The organism is Aureimonas sp. N4 (genome assembly GCF_001463925.1).
GTDB lineage: Bacteria > Pseudomonadota > Alphaproteobacteria > Rhizobiales > Rhizobiaceae > Aureimonas > Aureimonas ureilytica_A.
In genome coordinates this window covers 74,949-100,702 of record NZ_BBWS01000042.1, presented here as the reverse complement: position 1 = coordinate 100,702, position 25,754 = coordinate 74,949, and the positions used below count along the sequence as shown (strand labels likewise).

The window sequence follows — 25,754 nt, the reverse complement described above, 5'->3', positions numbered from 1 at the left end:
TTACTTCGCGGCCTGCGGAATTTCGTCGGCGTAAATATCGGTCCAGAGTTCCGACACATCGGGCTCGGGATCGTTCTGTGCGAAATCCGCCGCGTCCGCCACGATGTCGCGAACGTCCTTATCGATCGCCTTCAGCTCATCTTCGCTCGCATTGTGCGCTTCCAGAAGACGCTGGCGAACCTGCTCGATCGGATCGCGCTCGGCGCGCATCTTCTGAACTTCATCGCGCGTGCGATACTTCGCGGGGTCCGACATCGAATGGCCGCGATAGCGATAGGTCAGCATTTCGAGAATGATCGGACCCTTGCCCGAACGGCAATGCTCCATGGCGAGATCCGCTGCGGCCTTGACCGCGCGCACGTCCATGCCATCCACCTGGATGCCCGGAATCTTGAACGAAATGCCGCGATGAGCAAAGTTCGTTTCGGCCGACGCGCGATTGACCGACGTGCCCATCGCGTAACGATTGTTCTCGATGATGTAGATCACCGGCAGCTTCCACAGCGAGGCCATGTTGAAGCTCTCGTAGACCTGCCCCTGATTGGCAGCGCCATCGCCGAAATAGGTGATGGAGACGGAGTCGTTGCCGCGATAGCGGTTGGCGAAGGCGAGACCTGTTCCCAGAGACACCTGCGCGCCGACGATGCCATGGCCGCCGTAGAAATGCTTCTCCTTCGAGAACATGTGCATGGAGCCGCCCTTGCCCTTCGAGTAGCCGGAACGGCGACCCGTAAGCTCGGCCATGACGCCGCGCGATTCCATGCCCGTGGCCAACATATGGCCATGATCGCGGTAACCGGTGATGACCTGATCACCCTCTTTCATCGACATCTGCATGCCGATGACCACGGCCTCCTGGCCGATGTAAAGGTGACAGAAGCCGCCGATGAGACCCATGCCGTAAAGCTGGCCGGCCTTTTCTTCGAAGCGACGGATCAGGAGCATGTCCCGATAGGCGCGAAGGTCGTCTTCGCGCGAAAAGTCCAAGGGGGCCGGAGGCTCGAAACTTTCGAGCGTCTTGACGATTTCGGCAGAGGACTGTGCGTCCATTTCGGCCACGTCGACTGAGGCGGCCTTCTGCTTACCGGTTGCCATTCGTGATTCCTCGTCCTCGACGCCCGCAGGAGCGGACCGATCGCGCGCAGTATAGCGATGCGCCCTATCGGAGCAAGAGACCGAACCAACTTAACTCGAATAAGATTAAATGCTGCAATGCAGCAGATATTAACGCGAAGAGGGTTAACTCTTCCAGCGTTCGAGAATCGTAATCTCGTCTTCGTTGGACATGTTCAACGAACGGCGTGCCCGCTCGTCGATCATATCGCGTTCTAACGTTCCGTCACTCAGAAGTTTCACGCGCTGTTCCAGGGCTTTGCGCGAGTGGACGAGATCGTCATAGATCTTCGTCTTTGCCGCCAATTCTCCCTGCATTTCCTGCCCCGCCTCCAATCCATAGCGACCGGTCTGAGACTGCATCGCGAAATAGGCGAGGCACGGCAGTGTGATCGCCGGGACGATGAGCGGTGTGAACCAGGACTTGCGTTTTTGCTTCGTGCGCATGAGCTTCTCCTCTTTCGAGGATAGCCAGTATGAGCTTAAGGCGGTGTTAAGGCTGACAAAGCCTTTCCCTCACGTATCGGCGTGCTCTGAACGTTTGATATGAAAAAGGCCCGCCATCGGAGGCGGGCCTTTCTATCGATTGAGCGATGTGCGCGAAACTCAGCCGCGCGTACGCAGAATGCTGCGGCCGGCATAGATTGCCTGATCGCCCAGTTCTTCCTCAATGCGCAGGAGCTGGTTGTACTTGGCGAGCCGATCGGAGCGAGCGAGCGAGCCGGTCTTGATCTGACCGCAGTTCGTCGCAACTGCGAGATCCGCGATGGTCGAGTCTTCGGTTTCCCCGGAGCGGTGCGACATCACGGCCGTATAACCGGCACGATGCGCCACATTGACGGCATCCAGGGTTTCGCTGAGCGTGCCGATCTGATTGACCTTCACGAGAATCGAGTTGGCGACGCCCTTCTCGATGCCCTCACGCAGACGAGTCGAATTGGTGACGAACAGATCGTCGCCGACCAGCTGCACCTTATTGCCGATGCGATCGGTCAGGCTTTTCCATCCGGCCCAATCGTCCTCGGCCATGCCGTCTTCGATCGAGATGATCGGGTAAGCGGCAGCCAGCTCGGCGAGGTAGGCCGCCATCTCGTCAGCCGAGAGCTTGCGCTTCTCGCCTTCGAGATCGTAGACGCCACCCTTGAAGAACTCGGTCGAAGCGCAATCAAGCGCCAAGAAGACGTCCTCACCCGGACGATAGCCTGCCTTCTCGATCGAACGGACGACGAAATCGAGACCATCCTTCGCCGATGCCAGATTGGGGGCGAAGCCACCTTCGTCACCGACATTGGTATTGTGGCCAGCGTCTTTCAGCGCCTTCTTCAGCGTGTGAAAGATTTCAGCGCCCATGCGCAAGCCTTCGCGGAAGCTTTCCGCGCCGACCGGCATGATCATGAATTCTTGGAAGTCGATCGGGTTGTCGGCATGGGCGCCGCCATTGATGATGTTCATCATTGGCACCGGCAGGACGCTGGCGCTCGCGCCGCCGACATAGCGATACAGAGGAAGACCAGCGGACTCGGCGGCAGCCTTCGCGACCGCCAGCGAAACACCCAGAATGGCGTTAGCGCCCAGGCGGCTCTTGTTGGCCGTGCCATCGAGTGAGCGCATGACGGAATCGATGCGAATCTGGTTCTCGGCCTCGAAGCCGACCAAGGCTTCGAGCAGATCGTTGTTCACGGCTTGAACTGCCTGCTGAACGCCCTTGCCGCCATAACGGTCGTCACCATCGCGAAGCTCCACGGCTTCGTGCGCGCCCGTGGAGGCACCGGAGGGAACCGCAGCGCGCCCCATGGAGCCGTCTTCCAGCACCACATCGACCTCGACGGTCGGGTTGCCCCGGCTGTCCAGAATTTCCCGTGCGATGATATCGATAATCGCCGTCATGCTCGTTCCCTCATTCGACTGGGGCTGGGGTCGGCGCCTTGTAGGCTGGATTGGCCCTGGGACGCCAGAGACAGTTCAAAAGGCTTTGGCCGCTGCGTCGAGCGCCTTCAGGCGGCGTAGCAGTTCCGGCATGTCATCGAGACGAACCATGTTCGGGCCGTCTGACGGCGCGGAATCCGGGTCTTCGTGGGTTTCGATGAAAAGACCGGAGACGCCCACCGCAACGGCGGCTTTGGCCAGGGTTTCCACGAACTGGCGCTCGCCTCCCGATGAGCCGCCCTGCCCGCCCGGCTGCTGCACCGAATGCGTCGCGTCGAACACCACGGGCGCACCGATCTCGGCCATGATCGGCAGGGCACGGAAATCGGACACCAGCGTGTTGTAGCCGAAGGACGCGCCGCGCTCGGTCAAAAGAATATTCGGGTTGCCGCTTTCGAGAACCTTGGCAGCAACATTGCGCATGTCCCACGGCGCCAGAAACTGACCTTTCTTGATATTCACAATGCGACCCGTGCGGGCTGCGGCGATCAGAAGGTCCGTCTGGCGGCAGAGGAAAGCTGGGATTTGCAGAACGTCGCAGACTTCCCCAGCCACAGCGCACTGTTCTTCCGTGTGCACGTCGGTGAGAACTGGAATATCGAAGGTCCGTTGGACCTCATCGAACACCGGCAGCGCGCCGCTGAGCCCGATGCCACGACGCCCGGACAAGCTGGTTCGATTGGCTTTGTCGAAGCTGGCCTTGAAGACATAGCCGATCCCGAGATCTGCCGTAATGCGCTTCATGCGCTCCGCGATCATCATGGCGTGATCGCGGCTTTCCATCTGGCAAGGGCCAGCGATCAGGGCGAAGGGTCGATCCTGGGCGAAGGTGACGCCGCGAAGATTGACGGAAGCATGGGGGCTGATCATCGCGGCATCGGTCTTTCTAGCAGGCTCAAACGAGGCGGGAGCGTTCCACCGCTGCGCCGATGAACGAGGCGAAAAGCGGGTGCGGCTCGAACGGGCGGGATTTCAGTTCGGGATGATACTGGACACCGATGAACCACGGGTGATTCGGGAGCTCGACGGTTTCCGGCAGGAGACCATCCGGTGACATGCCGGCGAAGCGAAGACCGGCCTCCTCCAGCCGAGCCCGATAGGTCCGATTCACCTCATAGCGGTGACGATGACGCTCCTCGGCAAGCGTGTCGCCGTAGATTTGCGCAATGCGCGAATCTGGCGCGAAGCAGGCTTTGTAGGCGCCGAGACGCATCGTCCCACCGAGATCACCCTCGACGGCCCGCTGCTCGAGTTCGTTGCCCTTCATCCATTCGGTCATGATGCCGACGACGGGTTCGTTCGTCGGGCCGAACTCCGTCGAGGCCGCGTCTTCGATCCCAGCCAGGGATCGAGCGGCCTCGATCACCGCCATCTGCATACCGAAGCAGATGCCGAAGTAAGGCACATTGTGCTCGCGGGCGAACTTGGCGGCGAGGATCTTGCCCTCCGATCCGCGCTCGCCAAAACCACCTGGCACGAGAATACCGCTGACCCGCTCGAGGTACGGCGTCGGGTCTTCCTTTTCGAAAACCTCCGACTCGATCCAATCGAGCTTGACGCGAACCTTGTTGGCGATGCCGCCATGCTGCAAGGCTTCGATCAGCGACTTATAGGCATCCTTCAGGCCGGTATATTTGCCGACCACGGCGATCGTCACCTCGCCCTCGGGATGGGCGATGCCTTCGACAACCTGATGCCAGCGGTCGAGCTTAGGCTTCGGTGCTGGGTCGATGCCGAAAGCAGCAAGCACCTCGGTGTCGAGGCCTTCCTGGTGGTAGGCGATGGGCACATCGTAGATGGTGGCGACGTCGAGTGCCTGAATCACCGCGCTTTCGCGCACATTGCAGAACAGGCTCATCTTGCGCCGCTCTTCGCGCGGGATAGGCCGATCGGCGCGCACGAGCAAAATGTCTGGCTGGATGCCGATGGAGCGAAGCTCCTTGACCGAATGCTGCGTCGGCTTGGTCTTCAACTCGCCGGCTGTCGGAATATACGGCATCAAGGTCAGATGCACGTAGACCGCGCCGCCTCGAGGCAGATCGTTGCCGAGCTGACGGATGGCTTCCATGAAGGGCATGGCTTCGATATCGCCAGCCGTTCCGCCAATCTCGCAGAGAACGAAATCGTAGTCTTCGTTGCCTTCGACCACAAAGGCCTTGATGGCATCGGTTACATGCGGGATCACCTGCACCGTCGCGCCGAGAAAGTCTCCGCGACGTTCCTTGGCGATCAGTTCCTGATAGATTCGACCGGTGGTGACATTGTCCATCCGGTTCGCCGAGCGACCTGTGAAGCGCTCGTAGTGACCAAGGTCCAGATCCGTTTCCGCGCCGTCGTCGGTCACGAAGACCTCGCCGTGCTGCGTCGGACTCATCGTGCCCGGATCGACATTTAGGTAGGGGTCGAGCTTGCGAAGGCGCACGCGATAGCCGCGTGCTTGCAGAAGTGCGCCGAGGGCTGCCGAAGCAATGCCCTTTCCCAAAGAGGAAACCACGCCGCCGGTGATGAAGATATATCGCGCCATGGGCCTTCCCGATACGCTTTCGATGAGGATTCGGCCAGTCGAAAAATTGGCCTGAAACGAAATGGGGCGCCGAAGCGCCCCAACGATTTGATTGAGCGAGCGAGCTTACTGAGCCGGCGCGTTGGAGGTGCCGCCCGAAGCCGCGCCGTCTGTGGCGACCGGAGACGGAGCCTCGACCGGCGGAACGGTAGGCTGGGAGCTTGCATTCGGGGCCTGCGGCGCCGGATTGGCCGGAATTTGCTGGACAGGCGCCGAGCCTGCGCCTGTCGGCACGCCACCGCTATTCTGCGGAACGGCTGCAGGCGTTGCCGCTGGTGAGGTCGATCCCGCAGCCGAGCCTCCGGTGGGGACGCCCGAGTTGCTGTTGTTGGTCTGATCCGGAAGGCCGCCCAGCTGATCTAGAAGCGAGCCATTTGCCGCGGGTGCAGCGCCGGGCGCCGTCTGGCCGGCCGGCACGCGGTTCAGAATATCCAGCGGATCACTTCCGTAGCGAGCCATGATGGCGAGCGCCATGGATGTGATGAAAAACAGTGTCGCCAGGATGGCCGTGGTGCGCGTCAGCATGTTGGCGGCACCGCGTGCCGTCATCAAGCCGCCGCCACCGCCGCCCATTCCGAGCGCGCCGCCTTCGGAGCGTTGAAGAAGAACGACCACCACGAGCGCGAGGACGATCAAGAGATGAATGACGATCAAGACAGTCTGCATGGGCTTCGCGCAATCGTTCAGGAGTTGGGCGCCTTCTATAGGACGCCCCCATATATTCCAACCCTATTCCGCAACGCCTATCGGCAGTTGCGGGCCGCCTCGCAGATGGCAAGAAAATCCTGCGCTTTCAAGCTGGCACCACCCACAAGCGCCCCATCCACATCTTCGACGGACAGAAGCGATGCCGCGTTGGTGGGCTGAACCGAGCCGCCATAGAGAAGTCGCAGGCTGGTTCCGATCTCCTGGCCGAACCGCTCCACCAAGCGACGACGCAGATGCGAGTGGACCTCTGCGACATCTCCGGCCGATGCGGTCTTGCCGGTCCCGATCGCCCAGATCGGCTCGTAGGCAATGATGGTGTTCTCGGCGGTGACGTCGTCATGAAGCGAATTTTCGAGCTGGCGCTCAAGGACGCTCAGCGCTTCTCCCGCTTCGCGTTCCTCCAGCGTTTCGCCAATACAGACAATGGCGACCAGCCCCGCGCGGTGCGCGGCCTCCAACTTGCTTCGAACGGTCGCGCAGCATTCGCTATGATCGACACGGCGTTCCGAATGGCCGACGATCACATGCGACGCACCGGCGTCGCGCAGCATCTCGGCCGAGATGTCGCCAGTATGAGCACCCTTTTCCTTGGCATGACAATTTTGCGCGCCGACCAGAAGATCGGAATGGGCTGCGTCTCGAACGGTTCGCAGGAGCGTTGCCGGCGGACACACCAGAATATCGACCTCCCCCACGGTGGCGCTGCAGCCTTCGGAAATCTTCCGGACTTCTTCGAGCTGGCTCGACAAGCCATTCATCTTCCAGTTTCCCGCGATCAAAATCTTGCGAGCCAAGTTGTTCTCCTCCCGTCTCATTGTGAATTTTCTCCATCCCATTTCGACAGCTATCGGCCGAGATCGGGAAAATCAAACCGGCGCTTCGGCAGGATCGACTTTTCTTCTCCGTTCGGAATGCCTATTCGGGACATCGATGAGACTAGGAAGATCGGGAGTTCGCAGCGAATGCTGAACCAGATGCGTCGCGGTGCCTCGGGTTGGGTCGCCAAACTTTTGCTGGGTGGCCTCGCCTTCAGCTTCGTGGTGTGGGGTATCGCGGATGGGCTGCGGTCCCACGGCTCGGGTTCGACCGTTCTGCAAGCCGGTGACATCCGGGTTTCGGTGGCGGAATACCAGCAGGCCTATCAGCAGGGGCTCAATCGCCTCGCACAGCAGCTGCAGCGTCGCCCGACGTCCGAACAAGCCGAAATGTTCGGCGTGGACCAGACCGTTCTGGCGCAATTGCGAGCCGGCGCGTTGGTCGATCTAAAAGCCGAGCATGATGGCATCGCCGTTTCCGATGAGGGATTGATCACGCTGGTTCAGCGCGAGAAAGCCTTTCAAGACGCAAGCGGCCGCTTTTCGCGTGACACCATGCGGGCGGTGTTGGCAAATGCCGGTCTCAGCGAAGCAGCTTATCTCACGGATCTCAGGCGCTCGGCGGTGCGAGGGCAATTGCTCGGTGCCGTGGCGGACGACGTCGTGATCCCCAACGCCTTTGTCGATGCCTTGGGGATCTACAATGGAGAGCGGCGCACCGTTCAATATGCGGTTCTCCAGCCCCAGCCCGCTGACAGCATGTCCGATCCATCGGACGATGATCTCAGCACCTATTACACCGAGCATCAGGACACGTATCGCGCGCCCGAATATCGAGGGTTCTCCTATGTGGCTCTGACGCCGGCCACCATGGCCGAGACGGACAAGGTCACGGACGAGGAGATCGCGCGCTACTACAAGGCCAACCGCGCCCAGTTCACGACGCCCGAGCGCCGCGCCGTTCAGCAGGTCGTTTTCCCGGACCGCGCAACTGCCGACGCCGCCGCGCAAGCCATCGCATCCGGCCGTTCCCTAGCCGATGCCGCCAAGCAGGCAGGGCGCGAAGTGGCCGATCTCGGAACGATCGGTCGTGCGGCTCTTGGGAACGCGACGCTCGCGGATGCCGCCTTCGGCGCTCAGGTGGGTGTCCCGACCGGGGTCGTGGAGGGTCCGTTCGGACCCGTGATTCTGAACGTCACTGCGGTCGAGCCGGAGGTCGTGCGTCCGCTGGATGATGTCAGAGCGGACATCCGCCAGAGTCTCGCCCGCGATGCGACCAATGCGCGTATCACAAGCGCCTACAACACGATGTCGGATGCCCTGCAAAGTGGGGCTCCGCTCGCTGAGGCCGCCGAACAGGCGGGCTTGAAGGTGGTGTCGGTGCCGCCCGTATCGCGGGAAGGGGTGAGGCAGGACGGCACGAAGCTCGACACGATCCCTGGCTCCCAGCAAGTCTTGGGTGCTGTCTTCACGGGTGACGAAGGCAACGATATTCCGCCGGTCAATTTCGATGGAAACAGCTACGTTTTCCTGGCACCAGGCGAAGTCATCCCTTCGCGGGAGCGTCCGCTGGATGAAGTTCGCGCCCGCGTAACAGCGGACTGGAAGCAGGACGAGGCGGTCCAGATGGCGGTCGATCGCGGCCAGTCTCTGGCCGAGCGTGTTCGCAAGGGCCAGTCCTTCGGCGACATGGCGGAAGTCGAGGGACTGTCTCTTCAGACGGCCTCGGCCGTGACGCGGCAGTCCGCCCTGCCCGTTCTGGGCGAAGCGGGGATGCGCGCAGCCTTCTCCGGGCCGCAAGGGTTCGTTGCCTCCACACCTGCGAAGGATTCCGGGCAAGTTCTGGTTCTCCAGGTGTCCGAAGTGGCGCCGCCGGCTGACCCCGCGGCCTCCGTCGCGCAGACCACGAAGACCGGATTGAGCCAAGCGCTTCGGGGCGATCTCGAACAGAGCTACATCGTCTCGCTCCAGAGCGGGGTAGATGTGACCTATAATCAAGCCGTGATTCAGCAGGCGAAGGCGAGCGTTCGATGAGCGCAGGAATGAAGCCGCTTCTGACCAAGGTCGCAGCCGGTGAGGCGCTCAACCGGGCGGAAGCGCGGGAGGCCTTCTCGATCCTGATGTCGGGAGAAGCGACGCCCTCGCAGATCGGTGGGTTCCTAATGGCGCTGCGGGTGCGTGGCGAGGTCGTGGACGAGATCGCCGGCGCGGTGGACGTCATGCGTGCCAACATGCTCCCGGTGGAGGCCCCTGGCGATGCGATCGACATCGTGGGGACGGGCGGCGATCACGCGGGAACCTACAATGTCTCGACCTGCGCGGCCTTCGTCGTTGCAGGTTGCGGCCTGACGGTCGCCAAGCATGGCAACCGGGCGCTGTCCTCCAGGTCGGGTTCGGCGGATGTGCTGGCGGCGCTGGGTGTCAATGTCGATCTCTCTCCGGATCAGATCGGAGAGGTCATTTCCACCGCCGGCTTAGGCTTCATGTTCGCGCCCACGCATCATGCGGCTATGCGCTTTGTGGGCCCCAGCCGCGTGGAACTCGGAACCCGCACGATCTTCAACCTGCTCGGTCCTTTGGCGAATCCGGCCGGCGTCAAAAGGCTCCTGTTGGGGGTCTATTCCCGTGAATGGGTTCGCCCCCTTGCGGAGGCCTTGAACGCGTTGGGGGCCGAGAAAGCCTGGGTCGTCCACGGGGAGGGTCTGGATGAGATGACGGTTTGCGGTCGCACGCATGTCGCCAGTTTGGAACATGGCTCGATCCGCGAATGGGAACTGACGCCCGAAGACGCGGGGCTCGCGCTCCATCCCACCTCGGACCTCATCGGCGGCGATGCGGCACATAATGCCGAAGCGCTTCGCCGTGTTCTGGCCAACGAGCCCAGCGCCTATCGGGACATCGTGCTGCTCAATGCTGCCGGTGCTCTGGTCGTCGCCGATAAGGCGTCAAGTCTGGACCAGGGGGTCGCAATGGCGAAAGCCTCACTCGCCGAAGGGCGAGCGGCTGAAGCGCTGGCCCGGCTCGTGACAACCTCACAAGAGATCGGGAGAAGACCGTCGTGACCGACATTCTCAAAAGGATCGAAACCTACAAGCGCGAAGAGATCGCTGACGCGAAGCGCGTGATGTCCCTGTCCGCTCTTGAAAGCGTCATTCGTGACCTGCCGCCGACTCGGGGCTTTGCCGATGCGCTGCGGCGCAAGCATTCGCTCGGTCAGTTCGCGCTGATCGCGGAAGTGAAAAAGGCGAGCCCCTCCAAAGGGCTCATCCGACCTGATTTCGAGCCGGTATCGATCGCGCAGGCGTATGAGCGCGCGGGCGCCGCGTGTCTCAGTGTTTTGACCGACGCTCCGTCCTTTCAAGGTGCCCCAGAATATCTGACGGCGGCACGAGGTGCGACCGCCCTGCCCGCGCTTCGCAAGGACTTTCTGTTCGATACCTATCAGGTGGCGCAGGCTCGCGCCTGGGGAGCGGACGCTATTCTGATCATTCTCGCTGCCGTGGACGATGCGCTGGCCAACGAACTGGAGTGCGCCGCGATCGAACTCGGTCTCGATGTGTTGCTGGAAGTGCATGACGAGACGGAGGCCGAACGGGCGCTCAAGCTCCGATCGTCGCTGTTTGGCGTCAACAATCGCAATCTGCGGACCTTCGAAACCGATATCGGGACGAGCGAGCGACTGGCGCGCATCGTTCCCGCTGACCGGATCGTCGTCGGTGAAAGCGCGATCAATGGTCATGAGGACTGCGTTCGGCTGGCCGCGTCCGGCATTCGGACCTTCCTCGTGGGCGAGAGCCTGATGCGGCACGACGATGTCGAGGCGGCGACGCGCAGGTTGCTGTTTGGCGGAGATTCTCATAGCGCATGAGCGAACCATCCCTGACGCATCTCGCCGCCGATGGCTCCGCCCATATGGTGGATGTCGGCGAGAAGGCCGAAACGATCCGAACGGCTCGCGCCGAAGGGCTCGTGCTGATGAAGGCCGAAACGCTCGATCTGATTCGAGAAGGCAGCCTCAAGAAGGGCGATGTCACGGCGATCGCGCGTATCGCCGGAATCATGGGCGCGAAGAAGACCCATGATCTGATCCCTCTCTGCCATCCCCTGATGTTGGAGAAGGTGTCGGTCGAACTGGAGTTCGAACCGGCTCTTCCCGGCATTCGCGTCACCGCGACTTGCCGCGTGAGTGGCAAGACCGGAATCGAGATGGAGGCGTTGACAGCCGTTTCGGTGGCTTGCCTCACGATCTACGATATGGCGAAGGCGGTGGATCGCAGCATGACCATCAGCGCTATCCGGTTGTTGGAAAAAGCCGGCGGCCGATCGGGTGCGTGGAGCGCCGAGTGAGCCTCCTTCCAGTCGAAGAGGCTTTGGCGAGGTTGCTGACGGACGCCGAACCCGTTCGGCGTATCGAGCAGGTCGGGCTCGACGCTCTGGCCGGTCGGCGTCTGGCGGGCGATCTCGTGGCTCGGCTGACGCAACCGGCCTTCGATGCCTCCGCCATGGATGGATACGCCGTTCGTGCCGACGATCTGCGCTCTGCGGCAACGGAACTTCGCGTTATTGGCGAAGCGGCTGCCGGCGCAGCCTTCGAGGGGACGGTCTCGGCAAATCAGGCCGTACGGATCTTTACCGGTGCTCCTGTACCCGCAGGGGCAGATGCCGTCGTAATCCAGGAAAACACAGAACGTCCCGACCCTTCGACTGTCATCGTGCTGGAGCCTGTGCAGCCGGGACGCCATATCCGCCCTGCCGGCAATGACTTCCAAGCAGGTAAGCCCGTTCTAGCGGATGGGGTCGTTTTGCGCCCTGCTTCCATCGCTCTCGCGGCAAGCGCCGGATACGATTTTGTGCCCGTTCGCGCTCGCCCCCGGATCGCGATCGTCATGACGGGCAGCGAACTGGTCTGGCCCGGCACGCGCCCTGGTCCCTCGCAGATCGTCGCGTCAAACGGTTTCGGTATCGCGGCCATCGTGGACGCGGCGGGTGGCGACGCCATCTCCTATGGCATCGTCCCCGACGATCGAGCGGCCTTGCGACAGGTTTTCGAGAATGCCAGAGCCGAGGGAATCGACGTTTTCGTGACCATCGGCGGAGCTTCGGTCGGTGATCATGATCTTGTTGCGCCGGTCCTGCGGGAGTGCGGTGTCGAACTGGATTTCTGGAAGGTCGCCATGCGACCGGGAAAACCCCTGATGGCAGGTCGCCATGAGGGGATGCGATTCCTGGGCCTGCCCGGCAACCCGGCGTCGAGCCTCGTAACGGCGGAATTGTTTCTCCGGCCGCTCGTGGAACGTCTCGCCGGGCGCCCGTCTCGCGTCCGATACGAAACCGGAACACTCGGTGCGGCCGTTTTCGAGAATGACCATCGGGCGGACTTCATGCGCGCAACGATCCAACAAGACGACGACGGACGAACGGTCCTCATGCCGCTTGCTCGGCAGGACTCCTCGCTTCTGAGTGTCTTCGCGACCGCCGATGCCCTTTTGGTTCGTCCCCCTCATGCCGCCGCCGCCCAGCCGGGAGAAACCTGCGAGTTCGTTCGATTGACGTGATGGAGTTCCTTGCAGAACACAAACAGAACAGATAGGGTTTGTTCAGGTTTTGTTTTGTCCGGATTCGCGCGATGTTGACCCGCAAGCAGCATGAATTGCTTCTTTTCATTCATGACCGTTTGCAATCGGTCGGAATTCCTCCCTCCTTCGACGAGATGAAGGAGGCCCTGGATCTGAAATCCAAATCGGGAATCCATCGTCTCATCACCGCCTTGGAGGAACGGGGCTTTATCCGGCGTCTCCCCAATCGGGCTCGGGCTTTGGAAGTCCTGCGCCTGCCGGACTCCCTGAGTGGCAAGGATTCGAACGGCGGTTTGGCGGTACCGACGGCGTCGGAAGCGTCGATCTCGCGGCAAGTGATCCCTCTTCCGAAGCGTGCCGGAATCGAGCCGGTCCTGGCGAGAGCGGAACCGGCCAATGATTCGATGCCCGTACCGGTCATGGGACGCATTGCTGCAGGCGTTCCCATTTCTGCGATCCAACAAAACAGCCGGTCCATCGCCCTCCCGGTCGAGATGTTCGGCTCCGGTGAACACTACGCCTTGGACGTCAAAGGCGATTCGATGGTCGATGCGGGCATTCTGGACGGAGACACGGTTCTGATCCAGCGTTCTGAGACGGCGACAGCGGGCGAGATCGTCGTGGCTCTGATCGACGACGAAGAGGCGACGCTCAAGCGCTTTCGTCGGCGAGGCTCCGTCGTGGAATTGGAAGCCGCCAATCCTGCCTATGAGACGCGTGTTTTGGAAGCGGGCCGGGTCAAGGTTCAAGGGCGTCTTGTCGGGCTCATTCGGCGCTATCACTAGAACGATGAGGTAACCCGACCTGCCCGGGTTCGGAGCGCTGGTTTCGCCTTTCGCTTTCCGGCCATGGGGCCGATCGATGCACGTTCCATTCGTTGAAGGGCCGAGCGATCGAGGGTTGAAGGGTCCATTGCGCTCCGTTTGCGGAGGGAAGCAAAAGAGCGCCGGTCTGCCGGAGAGTGCGAAGCGTGACGAGCTTCGCGCCGGAACGGCACGACGTCATGCGGGGCGCTCGCGCCATCACGGCGATGTCGGCACTGTCGCAAAGCTCTCCCATACGTTCCAGTTTGTCGCTCCATGCGATGCGGAGGCCTGACCGCGATGTCGCGCGGCAGATATCGCCTGAACATTCGAACTGCTTCCGAGGGGTACGAGACGGTGGCAATCGAAGTTGAAATGCGCGTTGCCATTGATCGTGGATGAAGCGATTGGGCCGCTTGCGCAGATCAATGGTCGATCCATCCTGGCCGATCACCGCGATATCCCGAGCATCCTCCGCAATCAGAAGCTCGGGTCGATTGGTCGGTGGGATCAACACCCAGCCGAGCGTCAATGGCAAAACGAAGAGCCAGCGCATCGCGCTCTGGCAAAACGACAGGACGAGCAAAGCCATAGTGAGGCTGAGAAGGCTTGCGAGGCCGATCTGGCCCACGGCGTAGTCCGGTAATTCTTCAGCCAGGCCTTTCGCCAGCCAGAATACGACGTCCAGCCCCCAACCGATGGGATGCAGCGCCATGCTTTCCCAACCAAAGGGCATCAGGCAGACCGAAGCCAGAGCGAGCGGCATGATCCAGAACGAAAAGATCGGCGTCGCCAGAACATTGGCCACGAGGCCGAATGGAGCGGCTCGCTGAAAATGATAGACCGCATAGGGTGCGGTCGCCGCACCCGCGATCAGGGATGACAGAAACGCGCCGAGAAGCAAAAGCGCGAGTGTTCGAAAGCGAGCGTGATCGCTTGCCTTACCGTCGGACTGGTTCGACCAGCGAGAGTATGCGCCGTATGCACCCACGAGAGCGGCGGTTGCTGCGAAAGACATTTGAAATGTAGCGGTCATTAGGGCGTGCGGAGAGATCAGCATCACCGCCATCGCTGCCATACCGACGTTGCGGATTGTCAGTGCAGGCCGATCCACCAGAACCGCGCCCAGCATGATGGCGATCATGATGAAGGAGCGTTCGGTGGCGGCATTGTCCCCGGCCAATAGGAAGTAGAAGCCGGTGACCCCCAAGGCCAGGACCGCGCCGATCTTCCTCGTCTGCCATCGAAGGGCGATGGCCGGAAAAGCGGCAGCCGCGCCTCGCACAACGACCATGGTCATGCCCGCGACCAGTGCCATGTGGAACCCGGAAATCGAGAGGACATGGGCAAGACCCGTCGCACGGAGCGCGTCTTCGACGTCCTTGGGGATGCCGGCCCGTTCGCCATTGATCAAGGCCGCCGCGACGGCTCCCCGTTCGTCTGGCAACACGGCGCGGATGCGTTCGCCGATCGCAAGACGAAGGCTTGCGACTTGGCCCATCAGGCCGCTGGGTACCGCCTCCTCCTCTTCGGAGACCTTGGGAGGGCCCAAGGAATAGCCGAACGCGCTCGTACCATCGAAAAACGGCGTGAAGGCAAAATCATAAGCGCCGGGAAAGGCTGGCCCTGCTGGCGGACTTAGCCGCACCAGCCCGGCGTAGCGGGCTCCGATGGGCAAGGGCTCGTGTCGGCTCGATACGAGAACGCGAACGCGTTGCGGCGGACGCGAAAGGGTCGGCCGCTCCGTTCGCTCGACATCGATCGTGTATCGATAGCGCCCGCGATCGTTCTGTTCCCGCAGAGTCACTACGCCGATAATGCGTGTCGTGGCATTCCCAGACAACATGACCGTTTGTGTCGTGGTCAGTTCCACCCATCCCGCACCCAGCCCCAAACCGAAGCCAAGAGGCAGGAGAAGCAGCGACCGCATGAAAGGCTTAGCCTCGAAGACCCTCGAAGCAAGCCAGCACAGCGCAAGAAGGGCGGGCGCGAGCCAGACAAAGGGGCGCCAGCCGCATCCATAGATCAAACCGATCGCCAGCATGGTCCCGATCGGAAGGAACGCGAAAGACGAGCGCTGCTCTTGCTCGATCTGGATTTGATCGGCCAGCCAGGCTTTCAGGCGCAACAAAGAATTGCGGCTGCGCCCCCATCTCTGCTCGGAGCGCCCACCCGGCTTGTCGATCCGCAGATCCGATGTCGATGGCATCGGTGCATCAGGCGTTGAAGCCGGCACGGGCGCTCCGCCTTGAGTCCTTCTAGGCGTATGTTACACACCGGAGAACGAAAGCGCAGCCCGGTCTGTCCGGACAGGCGCATCCCAACCGGGGCCTGCGGCGAGTCGCGCCCCGCTCTCAAAGGCAGACGAATGACCGACCGCGTGGTGACACGTTTCGCCCCCTCGCCGACAGGCTTCCTTCACATCGGCGGCGCGAGAACGGCCCTGTTCAACTGGCTCTATGCCCGGCGCATGGGTGGCACGATGCTGCTGCGGATCGAGGATACGGACCGCGAGCGCTCAACGGACGCGGCGGTTCAGGCGATCATCGAAGGTCTCGACTGGCTCGGCCTGAAAGCCGATGGTGAGCCTGTGTCGCAGTTTGCTCGCGCTGCCCGGCATCGCGAGGTGGCGGAAGAACTGGTCGCCGCTGGCAAGGCTTATTATTGTTACGCTTCCCCCGCCGAGCTCGATGAAATGCGCGAGAAGGCGAAAGCCGAAAAGCGCCCGCCGCGCTACGATGGCCGCTGGCGCGACCGCGACCCCTCGGAGGCCCCCGCCGGCGTTGCTCCGGTGATCCGCATCAAGGCGCCGCAAGACGGCGAGACCTTGGTTCGCGATGTGGTTCAGGGAGACGTTCGTTTTCCGAACAAGGATTTGGATGATTTCATCCTGCTCCGCTCGGATGGCACCCCCACCTATATGCACGCCGTCGTCGTGGACGATCACGACATGGGCGTGACGCATATCATTCGCGGCGACGATCACCTGACGAATGCCGGACGTCAGACCCTGATCTATCAGGCGATGGGCTGGGACGTGCCCATCATGGCGCATATTCCGCTCATTCATGGTGCGGACGGCGCCAAGCTCTCGAAGCGGCACGGCGCTTTGGGTGTCGATGCCTATCGCGGGATGGGCTACCTGCCGAAAGCACTTCTCAATTATCTCGTGCGCCTCGGCTGGAGCCATGGCGACGATGAGGTGATGTCGATCGAGAACATGATCTCGTGGTTCGATACGGCCGACATCAACAAGGGCGCCGCTCGCTTTGATTTCGCCAAGCTGGATGCGATCAACGGCCATTGGATTCGCGGCTCGTCGGACGATGATCTCGTCGAGACACTGATGGTGGAACGCGACCATCTGCCGAATGGCGATATTCTGCGTCAGCAGGACGATGCGACCGTTCGCGCGCGGCTCGGCGCGGCCATGGCCGGGCTGAAGGAGCGAGCCAAGACGCTGGTGGAGCTGACCGAAAGTTCGGCCTATCTCTTTGCCCAGCGCCCGCTTTCGCTGGATGAGAAGGCAGCCGACATTCTTGCCAATGGCGGACGCGACATTCTGCGTGATCTCTTGCCTGTCTTGAATGAGGTGACCGACTGGTCCGCCGCCCCCTTGGAAGTCGCGATCAAGGGATTTGCCGAATCGTCGGGACTGAAACTTGGAAAGATCGCCCAGCCCCTTCGCGCCGCCCTCACGGGCCGTTCCACATCCCCGGGCGTGTATGACGTCCTGGCCGTCCTCGGGCGTGAGGAAACGCTCGGACGACTTCAGGACCAGGTGTCGGCGTAAGGCGACTACAACAGGGCGCTAAAGGCCTGCCTTCGAAAGAGATGAACGCCGAAGCTCCTCTTTCAAACCGCTTTTGACGCGAGGGCGAACTGAATCGTTCGTCTTCGCGAGGCCTCTTCGAAGGCGTGGACGTTCGACGTCGAGCTGGAGCGGGTGTTGCGGCGCAAAAATGCTTTCCTCCAGAAACTTGTTCCTTAACCACCTTTCCGATACGCATTCGCACGAAGCTGGCGTTCGCCGCAGGAGCGGCCATGGGCGCCTGAGCTCGTGCAGAAGGGGTAACGCATGAATCAATCGGCGAAACTGGCCCTTGGAGACAAGAGCGCGGAGCTGACGCTCCGATCAGGAACCATCGGACCCGATGTGGTCGACATCGCGTCCCTCTATAAGAACACGGGCCTGTTCACTTACGATCCGGGCTTCACTTCGACGGCGTCCTGCGAGTCGAAGATCACCTATATCGATGGTGACGAAGGCGTGCTTCTGCATCGCGGCTATCCGATCGATCAGCTCGCGGAACGCGGTGACTTCCTGGAGACTTGCTATCTCCTCCTCTACGGCGAACTGCCGACCGCGAGCGAGCGAGCCGACTTCGTCTACCACGTGACGCGCCACACCATGGTGCACGAGCAGATGTCCCGCTTCTATACGGGCTTCCGCCGCGACGCGCATCCGATGGCCGTCATGGTCGGTTCGGTTGGCGCTCTCTCCGCTTTCTATCACGACTCCACCGACATCACCGATCCGCATCAGCGGATGGTCGCGTCGATCCGCATGATCGCGAAGACCCCGACGCTCGCCGCCATGGCCTACAAGTACCATATCGGCCAGCCGTTCGTTTATCCGCGCAACGATCTGTCCTACGCGGAAAACTTCCTTCACATGTGCTTCGCGGTTCCCTGCGAGCCGTATCAGATCAACCCGGTTCTTGCGAAAGCGATGGACCGCATTTTCATTCTGCATGCCGACCACGAGCAGAACGCATCGACCTCGACGGTTCGTCTTGCCGGCTCGTCGGGTGCCAATCCGTTCGCCTGCATCGCAGCTGGCATCGCCTGCCTTTGGGGGCCCGCTCACGGCGGCGCCAACGAAGCCGCGCTCAACATGCTGGCAGAGATCGGCTCCAAGGATCGAATTCCCGAGTTCATCGCTCGCGCGAAGGACAAGAACGATCCGTTCCGCCTCATGGGCTTCGGTCACCGGGTCTACAAGAATTACGATCCGCGCGCCAAGATCATGCAGCAGACGTGCCACGAAGTTCTGAACGAACTCGGCATTAAGGACGATCCGCTGCTCGAAGTCGCCATGGAACTCGAGCATATCGCGTTGCACGACGAGTATTTCATCGAGAAGAAGCTATACCCGAACGTCGATTTCTATTCGGGCATCACGCTGAAGGCGCTCGGCTTCCCGACCACGATGTTCACCGTTCTGTTCGCTGTTGCGCGCACGGTCGGCTGGATCGCGCAGTGGAAGGAAATGATCGAGGACCCGCATCAGCGCATCGGCCGCCCACGTCAGCTCTACACGGGTGCGCCCCAGCGCGACTACCTCTCGGTCGGCGATCGCTGATCGAAGTATCAAATATGGAAACAGGCGCTTCAGGCGCCTGTTTTTTTGCCTGTCTTGCGGGTTTCGATCTCGCGAAGGATGAGATCGGCGATCGTCTGGGCGGGCGGATGTTCGACCCCCATCACCTCGCGAATTTGCCTCAGCCCTTCGAGTTGTGCAGCCCGCTCGGGCGTCGGCTTCATCAGCCGTTCCAGCCGTCGGGCGAGCGCTTCCGGACGAACGAATTCGTGAAAATGTTCGGGCACCAGCGGGTGGCCCGCTAAGAAATTCGGTAATGCCGCCGTCCAGCCGGTGACGAGATGGCGCAGCAGATAGGATACGGGGTCCAGCCTATACGCCAGGACCATCGGAACCCCTGCTAGGGCGAGTTCGAGCGACACGGTGCCACTGGCCGCCAAAGCCGCGTCAGCTGTCCCGAAAGCCGACCATTTCGCCTCGTTGCCCTCGAGAAGCTCGGGGCGAACAGGCCAAGTCTTGAGGCGTTGCTCGATCAGATTTCTGACCCGCGGCACAACCGGAAGACTCGCGCGCAGACCGGGCATCCGCTCATGGAGCAATGTGTAGGTCCGCCCGAAATCATCCATCAGACGATGGATCTCGCCGCGCCGCGAGCCTGGCAGGATCAGGAGATGCGCTGGCTCGGAGGGCGGGCGCATCCCTGAGAAGCGTTCGCGCTCCAGAATCGCGTCCAAGCCGGGATGATCGAGAAGCGGATGGCCGACATAGGTCGCCGGCGGACCACCGTGTTCGGCGAGATAATGAGGCTCGAAGGGAAACAAGCTCGCAACATGATCGACGGCTTGGCCGAGGGCCTGCGCCCGGCCCGGCTTGTAGGCCCAGATCGCCGGCGGCACGACGTTGACGATGGTGGCCTCTGGCCACCGCTTTCGAACTCGGAGGGCGACGCGATTGGTAAACGTGAAGCTGTCGATCGTGATGATCGCATCCGGCTTCTCCGCCACAAGGAACTCGACTGTCTGTCGAAGCCGGAATAGAAGTCGCGGCAGGCGAGCCAGGATGGCACCGACGCCGATGATCGACAGTTCCTCGACATCGAAAAGGCTTTCGAGACCTTCCCTCTCCAGAGCTTTACCGCCCAGCCCAACGAGTTGCAGCGATGGACCCAATCGCACGCGCAAAGCCCGCGCTACCTCGCTTCCAATCCGGTCAGCCGATTCCTCGCCGAGCACGAAGGCTATCTTCATAGCCGACCGTCTTCCACGTCTTGCACCCCCAGAACGAAGAGGCCGGCGGCCTGAGCAGCGTCCGCTACCTTCTGTGGCTCAATCACCAGCGATCGTTTGGCAGTCATGGCGATGCCGGCAATGCCCGCCGCCTCGGCCTGAGCGATGGTTTCGACGCCGATACTGGGGAGGTCGAAGCGCATATCCTGCTGTGGCTTGAAAGCTTTGAACAGGACGCAAGCCTCCCCACGGCCGATCCGCTTTCGACTTCGCAAATCCGCGACGCGAAGCAGCAGCTCCCGTGTACCTTCGATCCCCTCCAGAGCGATGATGCGGTCTTGGGAGGCAACGACGGCCTGACCGATATCCAGAAGGCCGAGACGAACGGCAGCGATTTCCGCCCGGCCGATGGCGGCTTCGTGATTGGCCACAACCGCTACATTGGTCAAGTTTCCGAGCGGAAGAAGGAGGTCCGGCATGATGGTCTGAACGCTCAGCACCTCCACTCCGCGTCGTTCAAAAACCTGCGCGACGGCGCGGAGCAGACTGTCGTCTCCGCCTTGGGTCATCCGAAAGAGCTCGGGTAGCATCTTGAGCGTCGGCCAGCTTGGCAGCATCGACCGATAATCCGGACGAACCGAGATTGTGCCGGAGAAAACAATCTTACTCACATTCCTTCGGCGAAGATGGTCGAACACATCCCCCGTGCGGCTCCACGGCAGGGAAATGTGATCCCACCCCTCCCAGCTCCGTTGGCGTCCATCCGCTATGGCGACAATGAAGGGCTGCCAACCCAGATCCTTCGCCTCCTGCGCGATCAGCAGAGGAAGCATGCCGCCGCCGGCGACTATTCCAAGTCGCTCGAGAGGCTGGCTGGGGCGCAAGCCACGGATTGTGGTCAAGCCGGTCGTGTGCTCCGAGGAAAGCACAAGGCCCGATCTCCCCCCGATTTGATGAACCCAAGAAGATCCTGAACCAACGGGTCGTCGGGATATTCCGCCTCGACCTCCTCCATGTTTTCGCGGAAGGTCAGATCGTCCGAGAACAGCATACGGTAGGCTTTTCGCACGTTTCGGATCGCCTCGCGACCGAACCCCGCCCGCTTCATGCCGATGACATTCAGCCCCGACAGATAGGCTCGGTTGCCGAGAACCATGCCGAAGGGAATGACGTCACCCTCGACGGCCGCCAGCCCGCCGACATAGGCGTGATGGCCCACTCGCGTGAACTGATGGATTCCCGATCCGCCGGCGATGGTCGCGTAATCGCCCACGACGCAATGCCCCGCGAGCATGACGTGGTTGATCAACGTCACGTTCGATCCAACGACGCAGTCATGCGCGACATGCGAGCCAGTGAAGAATGCGCAATTGTCTCCGACCGTCGTTTCCGAGCGCCCTTGGACCGTGCCAGGATTCAAGGTCACATGTTCGCGAATCAGGCAATTCGCGCCGATAATGAGCCGGGTCTCCTCGCCCTGATACTTCAAATGTTGGGGGTCATGCCCGATGGAAGCGAAAGGATAAATTTTCGCACCATCACCGATTTGCGTATGCCCGGCGATCACGACATGGGAACGCAGCGTCGAACCGGCACCCAGAACGACATTCGGCCCGATATGGCAAAACGGCCCGATCGAGCATCCGACACCGATGGTTGCGCCATCTTCGACAACCGCCGTCGGATGAATGAACGTCTCATGTGCCATCGTCTAGTTCGAACCTTCCGGCACCAGCATGGCGCTGATGGTCGCCTCGGCAACCTTCGCGCCATCGACCAGAGCGACGCAATCGAATTTCCAGATATTTCCGCGCTTCTTCGACTGCGTGACGTGGTATTCGAGACGGTCTCCAGGCACCACAGGCTTGCGGAACTTGGCGTTATCGATGGTCATGAAATAAACGATCGAGCTGGCCGTTCCACCCGTCGCGAGCTGGCAAATGGCTCCGGCCGTCTGCGCCATACCCTCGATGATCAGAACGCCTGGCATGACGGGGTAATGAGGGAAATGCCCCTGAAAATGCGGCTCGTTCGCCGTTACGTTCTTGATACCGACAGCTCGGCGATCGGCATCAATTTCAACAATACGGTCCACCAAGAGAAACGGATAGCGATGCGGCAAAAGCTGCATCAGCTTGAGGATATCGGCGCTCTCCAAGGCAGCCGGCGTCTCACCCATCGTCACGTTCATCTCTCCGAGCCGTCTTTCCCAATTTCTTCAACTGCGCCATTTCGCGAATCCAGTCGCGCACGGGCCGTGCCGGTGTCCCGCCCCATCGCGCACCGGCGGGCACATCACCTGCCACCACGCTGACGGCTGCGATCTGGGCTCCATCGCCGATTGTGACATGGCCGTTGATGCCGGACTGGCCGCCGATAGCCACGCCGTTTCCGATCGTCACGCTTCCCGCGACGCCGACCTGGCCGACGATCACGCAGTTTCGACCAATTGTGACATTGTGTGCGATCTGCACAAGATTGTCGATTTTCGTGTTTTCACCAATGACCGTATCACGCACGGCCCCACGATCGATCGTCGTGTTGGCACCGATCTCGACGCCATCCTGAATGATGACCCGACCGATCTGTACGACCTTTTCAAGCCCGGCCGGTCCCGGAACATAACCGAAGCCGTCCTGGCCGATCCGCACACCAGGGTGGAGGACCACGGAGTTGCCGATCAGGGCGTGCTGGACGGAGACATGTGGACCGATATAGCTATGCCGCCCGATCTGGCAGCCCTCGCCGATCACCACGCCCGAGGCCAGAACCGTTCCCGTTCCAATGTGAGCTCTCGCGCCGACTATTGCGAAAGGTTCGATGGTCACGCCAGGCTCGAGGAATGCCGACGGATGAACCGACGCCAAGGACGAGATCTCGCCAGCGGTCAGGAGTGATGCAGGTTTCGTCGCGGTCGGAAACAAAGACCGCCCGATCTGACCGAACGCCGTTTGCGGGTGCCGGGCGACCAACACCGGGAAATGCTCGGGAATAGAGGCGGCGTGGCGCTTGGACGTAACGATCAGACCCGCGCGAGAGACTGCGAGATCCGGTGAGTAGCTGGGATTCTCATACAGCGCGACGTCGTCGGGTCCGGCCTCTTTCAAAGCCGCAACGCCCGTCACACGCCGATCGGCTATGGCGCTATTTAAGAGTTCACCGCCACATAAAGAGGCCAGCGCGGCGAGGGTATATCCCTCGCCGCGCTGGAAAAAGGAGCGTTCAATCATTTGAGACGCGAAACCCTCGCCGTTAGAACCGCGACGAGAAACCGAAGGAGAATTCCTGCACCTTGTCGTAGTTCTCCTTGGCCAACGGCACCGCGTAGTTGACGCGGAGAGGGCCGAACGGCGACGCCCAGATCAGACCGACACCGGCCGATGCGCGCAGCGCGAATTCCTCGCCCTGAATTCCGAGCTGCCCGTCCGTATTGTCGAGGCCCCACAGAGAGCCGGCATCGGCAAAGGCCGCACCACGGAAGCCGAGGTCGCGCGAGATCAGCGGCAGCGGGAACGTCATTTCCGCCGAGGCGTTGGCATAATTCGTACCACCAATCGCGACGCCATTCTGACGCGGACCGATGCCCTGGTACTTGAAGCCGCGAACGATGTCCTGACCCTTGAAGAAATTGTCGAAGACGCGCAGATCGTCCCCGATGGCGCTGACATTCCCCGCGCCACCGCTCAACTGACCGATGACATCATATTCTTCGGAGAGAAGGCTGAAGTAGGAGGCGCGACCCGTCGTACGGATGAACCGCGCATCGCCGCCGAGACCCGCCACTTCCTGCCCGACCTGCGCGAACACGCCGTTGCGCGGGTCGCGCTGGTTGTCCAGCGTATTGTAGGTCAGCGCGTAGGACACCGACGAGGTCGAATAGGGGCTGTCGCAGATCGCCTTGTTGATGATCGGCGAGAGCGTGTAGAGAGGCGCGCTCAGTCCCGGCAGACGACCACCAATTGTCGGATCGCCGCACGTGCTGGCGAGAGCCTGGCCATTGACGAAGGCGTAGGGGAAACCGGTGAACGGGTTCGTCGTCAGACCCCTGTTGTCCCCGAATGTCTCTTCCTTGTAGTTGTACGCAATCTGCGCCGTGAGGTTCTCCGTGATCGGAGCGGCGATACGTAGCGTTCCACCCGTCCGCTTGATGTCGTAGGCGCTCGAAGACGAGTTCTCGGTGCGATACAGATCGAAGCCGGCTGCGAGGCGGCGACCCAAGAAATAGGGCTCGGTGAACGAGAGGTTGTAGTTGCGCGTGTTCTCGCCGAAACCGGCCGACACTTTCACGAACTGACCGCGACCGAGGAAGTTGCGCTCGGTGATGCCGACTTCAGCGACGGGACCGGAATTCTCGCCGCTCGTCGTGTAGCCACCGCCGACCGAGAACTCACCGGTGGACTGCTCGTCGACCTGAACCACCAGGACTACGCGATCCGGCTGGCTTCCCGGGGCCGTGGAGACGTTGACCGTCTTGAAGAAACGAAGAGCTTCCAAACGCTTCTTGGCGCGCTGAACGAGAACCTGGTTGAACGCGTCACCTTCGGACACGTCGAACTCGCGACGGATGACGTAGTCGCGGGTCTTCGTGTTGCCACGAATTTCGATACGCTCGACATAGGCCCTCGGGCCTTGGTCGATCACGTAGTCGATCGAAATCGTATTATTGGCGAAATCGCGATTGCCGCGCGGCGTCACCTGCGCGAAGGCGTAGCCCTGATTGGCAACGGCGTTCGTCAGATCGACAAGCGTTTCTTCGACCTTCTCGGCGCTATAGGTGTCGCCCGGCTTGGTCTTCAATTGAGACTGAAGCGCCTGAGCGTCGATACCCGGAACGGTCGAGTCGATATTCACCGTCCCGTAAGTGTAGCGCTCACCTTCATCCACAGTGATCGTGATGAAGTACTTGTTCTGCGTCGGCTCCAGCTCGGCAACCGATGAAACGATCCGGAAATCCGCGAAACCGCGGTTGAAATAGAAGCGGCGCAGCGCCTCCTCGTCGGCGCGCAGACGATCTTCCGCGTAGATATCGTTGCGCTGAAGGAAGCTGAAGAGACCAGATTCGCGAAGCGCGATGACTTCCTTCAGTCGGGAATCGCCGAAGGCGTTGTTCCCAACGAAATTGATCCCGCCGATCCGCGTGCGGTCACCTTCTTGGATGTCAAAAACAACGTTGACGCGATTGCCCTCGGCTGGAGCCGTGCGCACGGAAACCGTCGCGTCGGACCGACCGATCCGGACATAGGCAGCCTTGATCGCTTCGACATCGGCCTGTGCCGTTGCCGCGTTGTAGGGCGCGCGAGTCGCAGTCTGTACCGTAGCGACGAGCTGCTCGTTCTTGATCTTGTCGTTGCCTTGGAAAATGACGTCGCCGACAATCTGATTCTCGGACACATCGACGATCAGCACCCCGCCCTGCTGACGGGCGCGCACATCGGAGAACAAGCCGGTCGAGAACAGCTTGGTCACGGCCGCATCGACATCAGCGTCGCTCGCATTTCGGCCAGGCTTTATGTCGATCAGATTGCGGACCGTATCAGCATCGACGCGCTGATTGCCACGCACTTCGATGCGATTCACGGTCGCCGCTTCAGCTTCAGACAGGGTCACAAGCCCCATAGTGACGGCTGACGCAGTGAGCACGGTAGACGAGAGAGCTGCTGCAGACAGTGCGCTCAGAAGCTTCGAACCAGCCGCCATTGGC

At 61.3% G+C, this 25,754-nt stretch carries 22 protein-coding genes; 8 read left to right on the top strand and 14 right to left on the bottom strand.

Features of this window, described 5'->3' with window-relative positions; translation table 11 throughout:
• From pdhA to tpiA, 7 genes are all read right to left on the bottom strand, one after another.
• Positions 1-1,050 carry a pyruvate dehydrogenase (acetyl-transferring) E1 component subunit alpha gene (gene pdhA / locus AUL28_RS13075; protein WP_306302761.1) on the bottom strand — a complete coding sequence of 350 codons (1,050 nt, stop codon included), beginning with the start codon at positions 1,048-1,050 and terminating at the stop codon, positions 1-3.
• Positions 1,051-1,239: 189 nt separating this feature from the next.
• A complete protein-coding gene (locus AUL28_RS13070) occupies positions 1,240-1,560 on the bottom strand; it encodes an FtsB family cell division protein (protein ID WP_058635284.1) in 321 nt (106 codons plus the stop codon).
• Positions 1,561-1,719: 159 nt separating this feature from the next.
• Positions 1,720-3,000, bottom strand: coding sequence for a phosphopyruvate hydratase (gene eno, locus AUL28_RS13065; protein WP_062233315.1), 1,281 nt, complete (start codon positions 2,998-3,000; stop codon positions 1,720-1,722).
• A 75-nt stretch (positions 3,001-3,075) separates the two neighbouring features.
• Positions 3,076-3,909 carry a 3-deoxy-8-phosphooctulonate synthase gene (gene kdsA, locus AUL28_RS13060; protein ID WP_062233312.1) on the bottom strand — a complete coding sequence of 278 codons (834 nt, stop codon included), beginning with the start codon at positions 3,907-3,909 and terminating at the stop codon, positions 3,076-3,078.
• Positions 3,910-3,934: 25 nt separating this feature from the next.
• Positions 3,935-5,563, bottom strand: a complete 1,629-nt coding sequence (locus tag AUL28_RS13055) for a CTP synthase (RefSeq protein ID WP_058598362.1) — start codon at positions 5,561-5,563, stop codon at positions 3,935-3,937.
• Between the two features lie 105 nt (positions 5,564-5,668).
• A complete protein-coding gene (gene secG / locus AUL28_RS23695) occupies positions 5,669-6,268 on the bottom strand; it encodes a preprotein translocase subunit SecG (protein ID WP_062233309.1) in 600 nt (199 codons plus the stop codon).
• Positions 6,269-6,345: 77 nt separating this feature from the next.
• Positions 6,346-7,125 (bottom strand): triose-phosphate isomerase, encoded by a 780-nt coding sequence (gene tpiA, locus AUL28_RS13045; RefSeq protein WP_062233306.1) that lies wholly within the window; start codon positions 7,123-7,125, stop codon positions 6,346-6,348.
• 147 nt (positions 7,126-7,272) lie between these two features.
• Here tpiA and AUL28_RS13040 point away from each other — a divergent pair, with 147 nt between their 5' ends.
• The 6 genes from AUL28_RS13040 (at position 7,273) to lexA (ending at position 13,486) form a co-directional block, all read left to right on the top strand.
• Positions 7,273-9,159: a SurA N-terminal domain-containing protein gene (locus AUL28_RS13040; RefSeq protein WP_062233303.1), complete on the top strand. Its 1,887-nt coding sequence runs from the start codon at positions 7,273-7,275 to the stop codon at positions 9,157-9,159.
• The gene (trpD, locus tag AUL28_RS13035) at positions 9,156-10,187 is read left to right on the top strand and encodes an anthranilate phosphoribosyltransferase (RefSeq protein WP_062233300.1); all 1,032 of its coding nucleotides are present in this window, start codon (positions 9,156-9,158) and stop codon (positions 10,185-10,187) included. The genes AUL28_RS13040 and trpD overlap by 4 nt, the downstream gene beginning before the upstream one ends.
• Positions 10,184-10,993 (top strand): indole-3-glycerol phosphate synthase TrpC, encoded by an 810-nt coding sequence (trpC, locus tag AUL28_RS13030; protein WP_062233297.1) that lies wholly within the window; start codon positions 10,184-10,186, stop codon positions 10,991-10,993. Before trpD ends, trpC begins: the two co-directional genes overlap by 4 nt.
• Entirely contained in the window at positions 10,990-11,472 is a 483-nt protein-coding gene (gene moaC / locus AUL28_RS13025; protein ID WP_062233294.1) for a cyclic pyranopterin monophosphate synthase MoaC, read from the top strand. The genes trpC and moaC overlap by 4 nt, the downstream gene beginning before the upstream one ends.
• Positions 11,469-12,680, top strand: a complete 1,212-nt coding sequence (locus AUL28_RS13020) for a molybdopterin molybdotransferase MoeA (protein ID WP_062233291.1) — start codon at positions 11,469-11,471, stop codon at positions 12,678-12,680. The genes moaC and AUL28_RS13020 overlap by 4 nt, the downstream gene beginning before the upstream one ends.
• A gap of 71 nt (positions 12,681-12,751) precedes the next feature.
• Complete coding sequence (lexA, locus tag AUL28_RS13015; protein ID WP_062220225.1) at positions 12,752-13,486, top strand: transcriptional repressor LexA; 735 nt, start codon at positions 12,752-12,754, stop codon at positions 13,484-13,486.
• Here the strand turns inward: lexA and AUL28_RS13010 are convergent.
• Positions 13,467-15,632 carry a ComEC/Rec2 family competence protein gene (locus AUL28_RS13010; RefSeq protein WP_192843457.1) on the bottom strand — a complete coding sequence of 722 codons (2,166 nt, stop codon included), beginning with the start codon at positions 15,630-15,632 and terminating at the stop codon, positions 13,467-13,469. The genes lexA and AUL28_RS13010 overlap by 20 nt on opposite strands.
• A gap of 240 nt (positions 15,633-15,872) precedes the next feature.
• Here AUL28_RS13010 and gltX point away from each other — a divergent pair, with 240 nt between their 5' ends.
• Complete coding sequence (gene gltX, locus AUL28_RS13005; RefSeq protein ID WP_062233285.1) at positions 15,873-17,297, top strand: glutamate--tRNA ligase; 1,425 nt, start codon at positions 15,873-15,875, stop codon at positions 17,295-17,297.
• 285 nt (positions 17,298-17,582) lie between these two features.
• A complete protein-coding gene (gene gltA, locus AUL28_RS13000) occupies positions 17,583-18,869 on the top strand; it encodes a citrate synthase (RefSeq protein WP_058598373.1) in 1,287 nt (428 codons plus the stop codon).
• 29 nt (positions 18,870-18,898) lie between these two features.
• Here gltA and lpxB read toward each other — a convergent pair whose 3' ends face one another.
• From lpxB to bamA, 6 genes are read right to left on the bottom strand one after another with little or no spacing between them, the layout of a single operon-like run.
• Complete coding sequence (gene lpxB / locus AUL28_RS12995; protein ID WP_062233282.1) at positions 18,899-20,074, bottom strand: lipid-A-disaccharide synthase; 1,176 nt, start codon at positions 20,072-20,074, stop codon at positions 18,899-18,901.
• Positions 20,071-20,982, bottom strand: a complete 912-nt coding sequence (locus AUL28_RS12990) for an LpxI family protein (RefSeq protein WP_280137275.1) — start codon at positions 20,980-20,982, stop codon at positions 20,071-20,073. Before AUL28_RS12990 ends, lpxB begins: the two co-directional genes overlap by 4 nt.
• Positions 20,952-21,761, bottom strand: coding sequence for an acyl-ACP--UDP-N-acetylglucosamine O-acyltransferase (gene lpxA / locus AUL28_RS12985; protein WP_062233279.1), 810 nt, complete (start codon positions 21,759-21,761; stop codon positions 20,952-20,954). The genes AUL28_RS12990 and lpxA overlap by 31 nt, the downstream gene beginning before the upstream one ends.
• A 3-nt stretch (positions 21,762-21,764) precedes the next feature.
• On the bottom strand, positions 21,765-22,232 hold the full coding sequence (gene fabZ / locus AUL28_RS12980; protein ID WP_058635417.1) for a 3-hydroxyacyl-ACP dehydratase FabZ: 468 nt from the start codon (positions 22,230-22,232) through the stop codon (positions 21,765-21,767).
• Positions 22,225-23,283 carry a UDP-3-O-(3-hydroxymyristoyl)glucosamine N-acyltransferase gene (gene lpxD, locus AUL28_RS12975; protein WP_062233276.1) on the bottom strand — a complete coding sequence of 353 codons (1,059 nt, stop codon included), beginning with the start codon at positions 23,281-23,283 and terminating at the stop codon, positions 22,225-22,227. Before lpxD ends, fabZ begins: the two co-directional genes overlap by 8 nt.
• Before the next feature lie 22 nt (positions 23,284-23,305).
• Positions 23,306-25,750, bottom strand: a complete 2,445-nt coding sequence (bamA, locus tag AUL28_RS12970) for an outer membrane protein assembly factor BamA (protein ID WP_058598377.1) — start codon at positions 25,748-25,750, stop codon at positions 23,306-23,308.
• Positions 25,751-25,754 lie beyond the last annotated feature (4 nt).

Coding starts and splice junctions, on each gene's coding strand:
- pdhA (WP_306302761.1), bottom strand. CDS start 1,050: ATGGACGCACAGTCCTCTGCCGAAATCGTCAAGACGCTCGAAAGTTTC.
- AUL28_RS13070 (WP_058635284.1), bottom strand. CDS start 1,560: ATGCGCACGAAGCAAAAACGCAAGTCCTGGTTCACACCGCTCATCGTC.
- eno (WP_062233315.1), bottom strand. CDS start 3,000: ATGACGGCGATTATCGATATCATCGCACGGGAAATTCTGGACAGCCGG.
- kdsA (WP_062233312.1), bottom strand. CDS start 3,909: ATGATCAGCCCCCATGCTTCCGTCAATCTTCGCGGCGTCACCTTCGCC.
- AUL28_RS13055 (WP_058598362.1), bottom strand. CDS start 5,563: ATGGCGCGATATATCTTCATCACCGGCGGCGTGGTTTCCTCTTTGGGA.
- secG (WP_062233309.1), bottom strand. CDS start 6,268: ATGCAGACTGTCTTGATCGTCATTCATCTCTTGATCGTCCTCGCGCTC.
- tpiA (WP_062233306.1), bottom strand. CDS start 7,125: ATGAGACGGGAGGAGAACAACTTGGCTCGCAAGATTTTGATCGCGGGA.
- AUL28_RS13040 (WP_062233303.1), top strand. CDS start 7,273: ATGCTGAACCAGATGCGTCGCGGTGCCTCGGGTTGGGTCGCCAAACTT.
- trpD (WP_062233300.1), top strand. CDS start 9,156: ATGAGCGCAGGAATGAAGCCGCTTCTGACCAAGGTCGCAGCCGGTGAG.
- moaC (WP_062233294.1), top strand. CDS start 10,990: ATGAGCGAACCATCCCTGACGCATCTCGCCGCCGATGGCTCCGCCCAT.
- lexA (WP_062220225.1), top strand. CDS start 12,752: ATGTTGACCCGCAAGCAGCATGAATTGCTTCTTTTCATTCATGACCGT.
- gltX (WP_062233285.1), top strand. CDS start 15,873: ATGACCGACCGCGTGGTGACACGTTTCGCCCCCTCGCCGACAGGCTTC.
- gltA (WP_058598373.1), top strand. CDS start 17,583: ATGAATCAATCGGCGAAACTGGCCCTTGGAGACAAGAGCGCGGAGCTG.
- lpxB (WP_062233282.1), bottom strand. CDS start 20,074: ATGAAGATAGCCTTCGTGCTCGGCGAGGAATCGGCTGACCGGATTGGA.
- lpxA (WP_062233279.1), bottom strand. CDS start 21,761: ATGGCACATGAGACGTTCATTCATCCGACGGCGGTTGTCGAAGATGGC.
- fabZ (WP_058635417.1), bottom strand. CDS start 22,232: ATGGGTGAGACGCCGGCTGCCTTGGAGAGCGCCGATATCCTCAAGCTG.
- lpxD (WP_062233276.1), bottom strand. CDS start 23,283: ATGATTGAACGCTCCTTTTTCCAGCGCGGCGAGGGATATACCCTCGCC.
- bamA (WP_058598377.1), bottom strand. CDS start 25,750: ATGGCGGCTGGTTCGAAGCTTCTGAGCGCACTGTCTGCAGCAGCTCTC.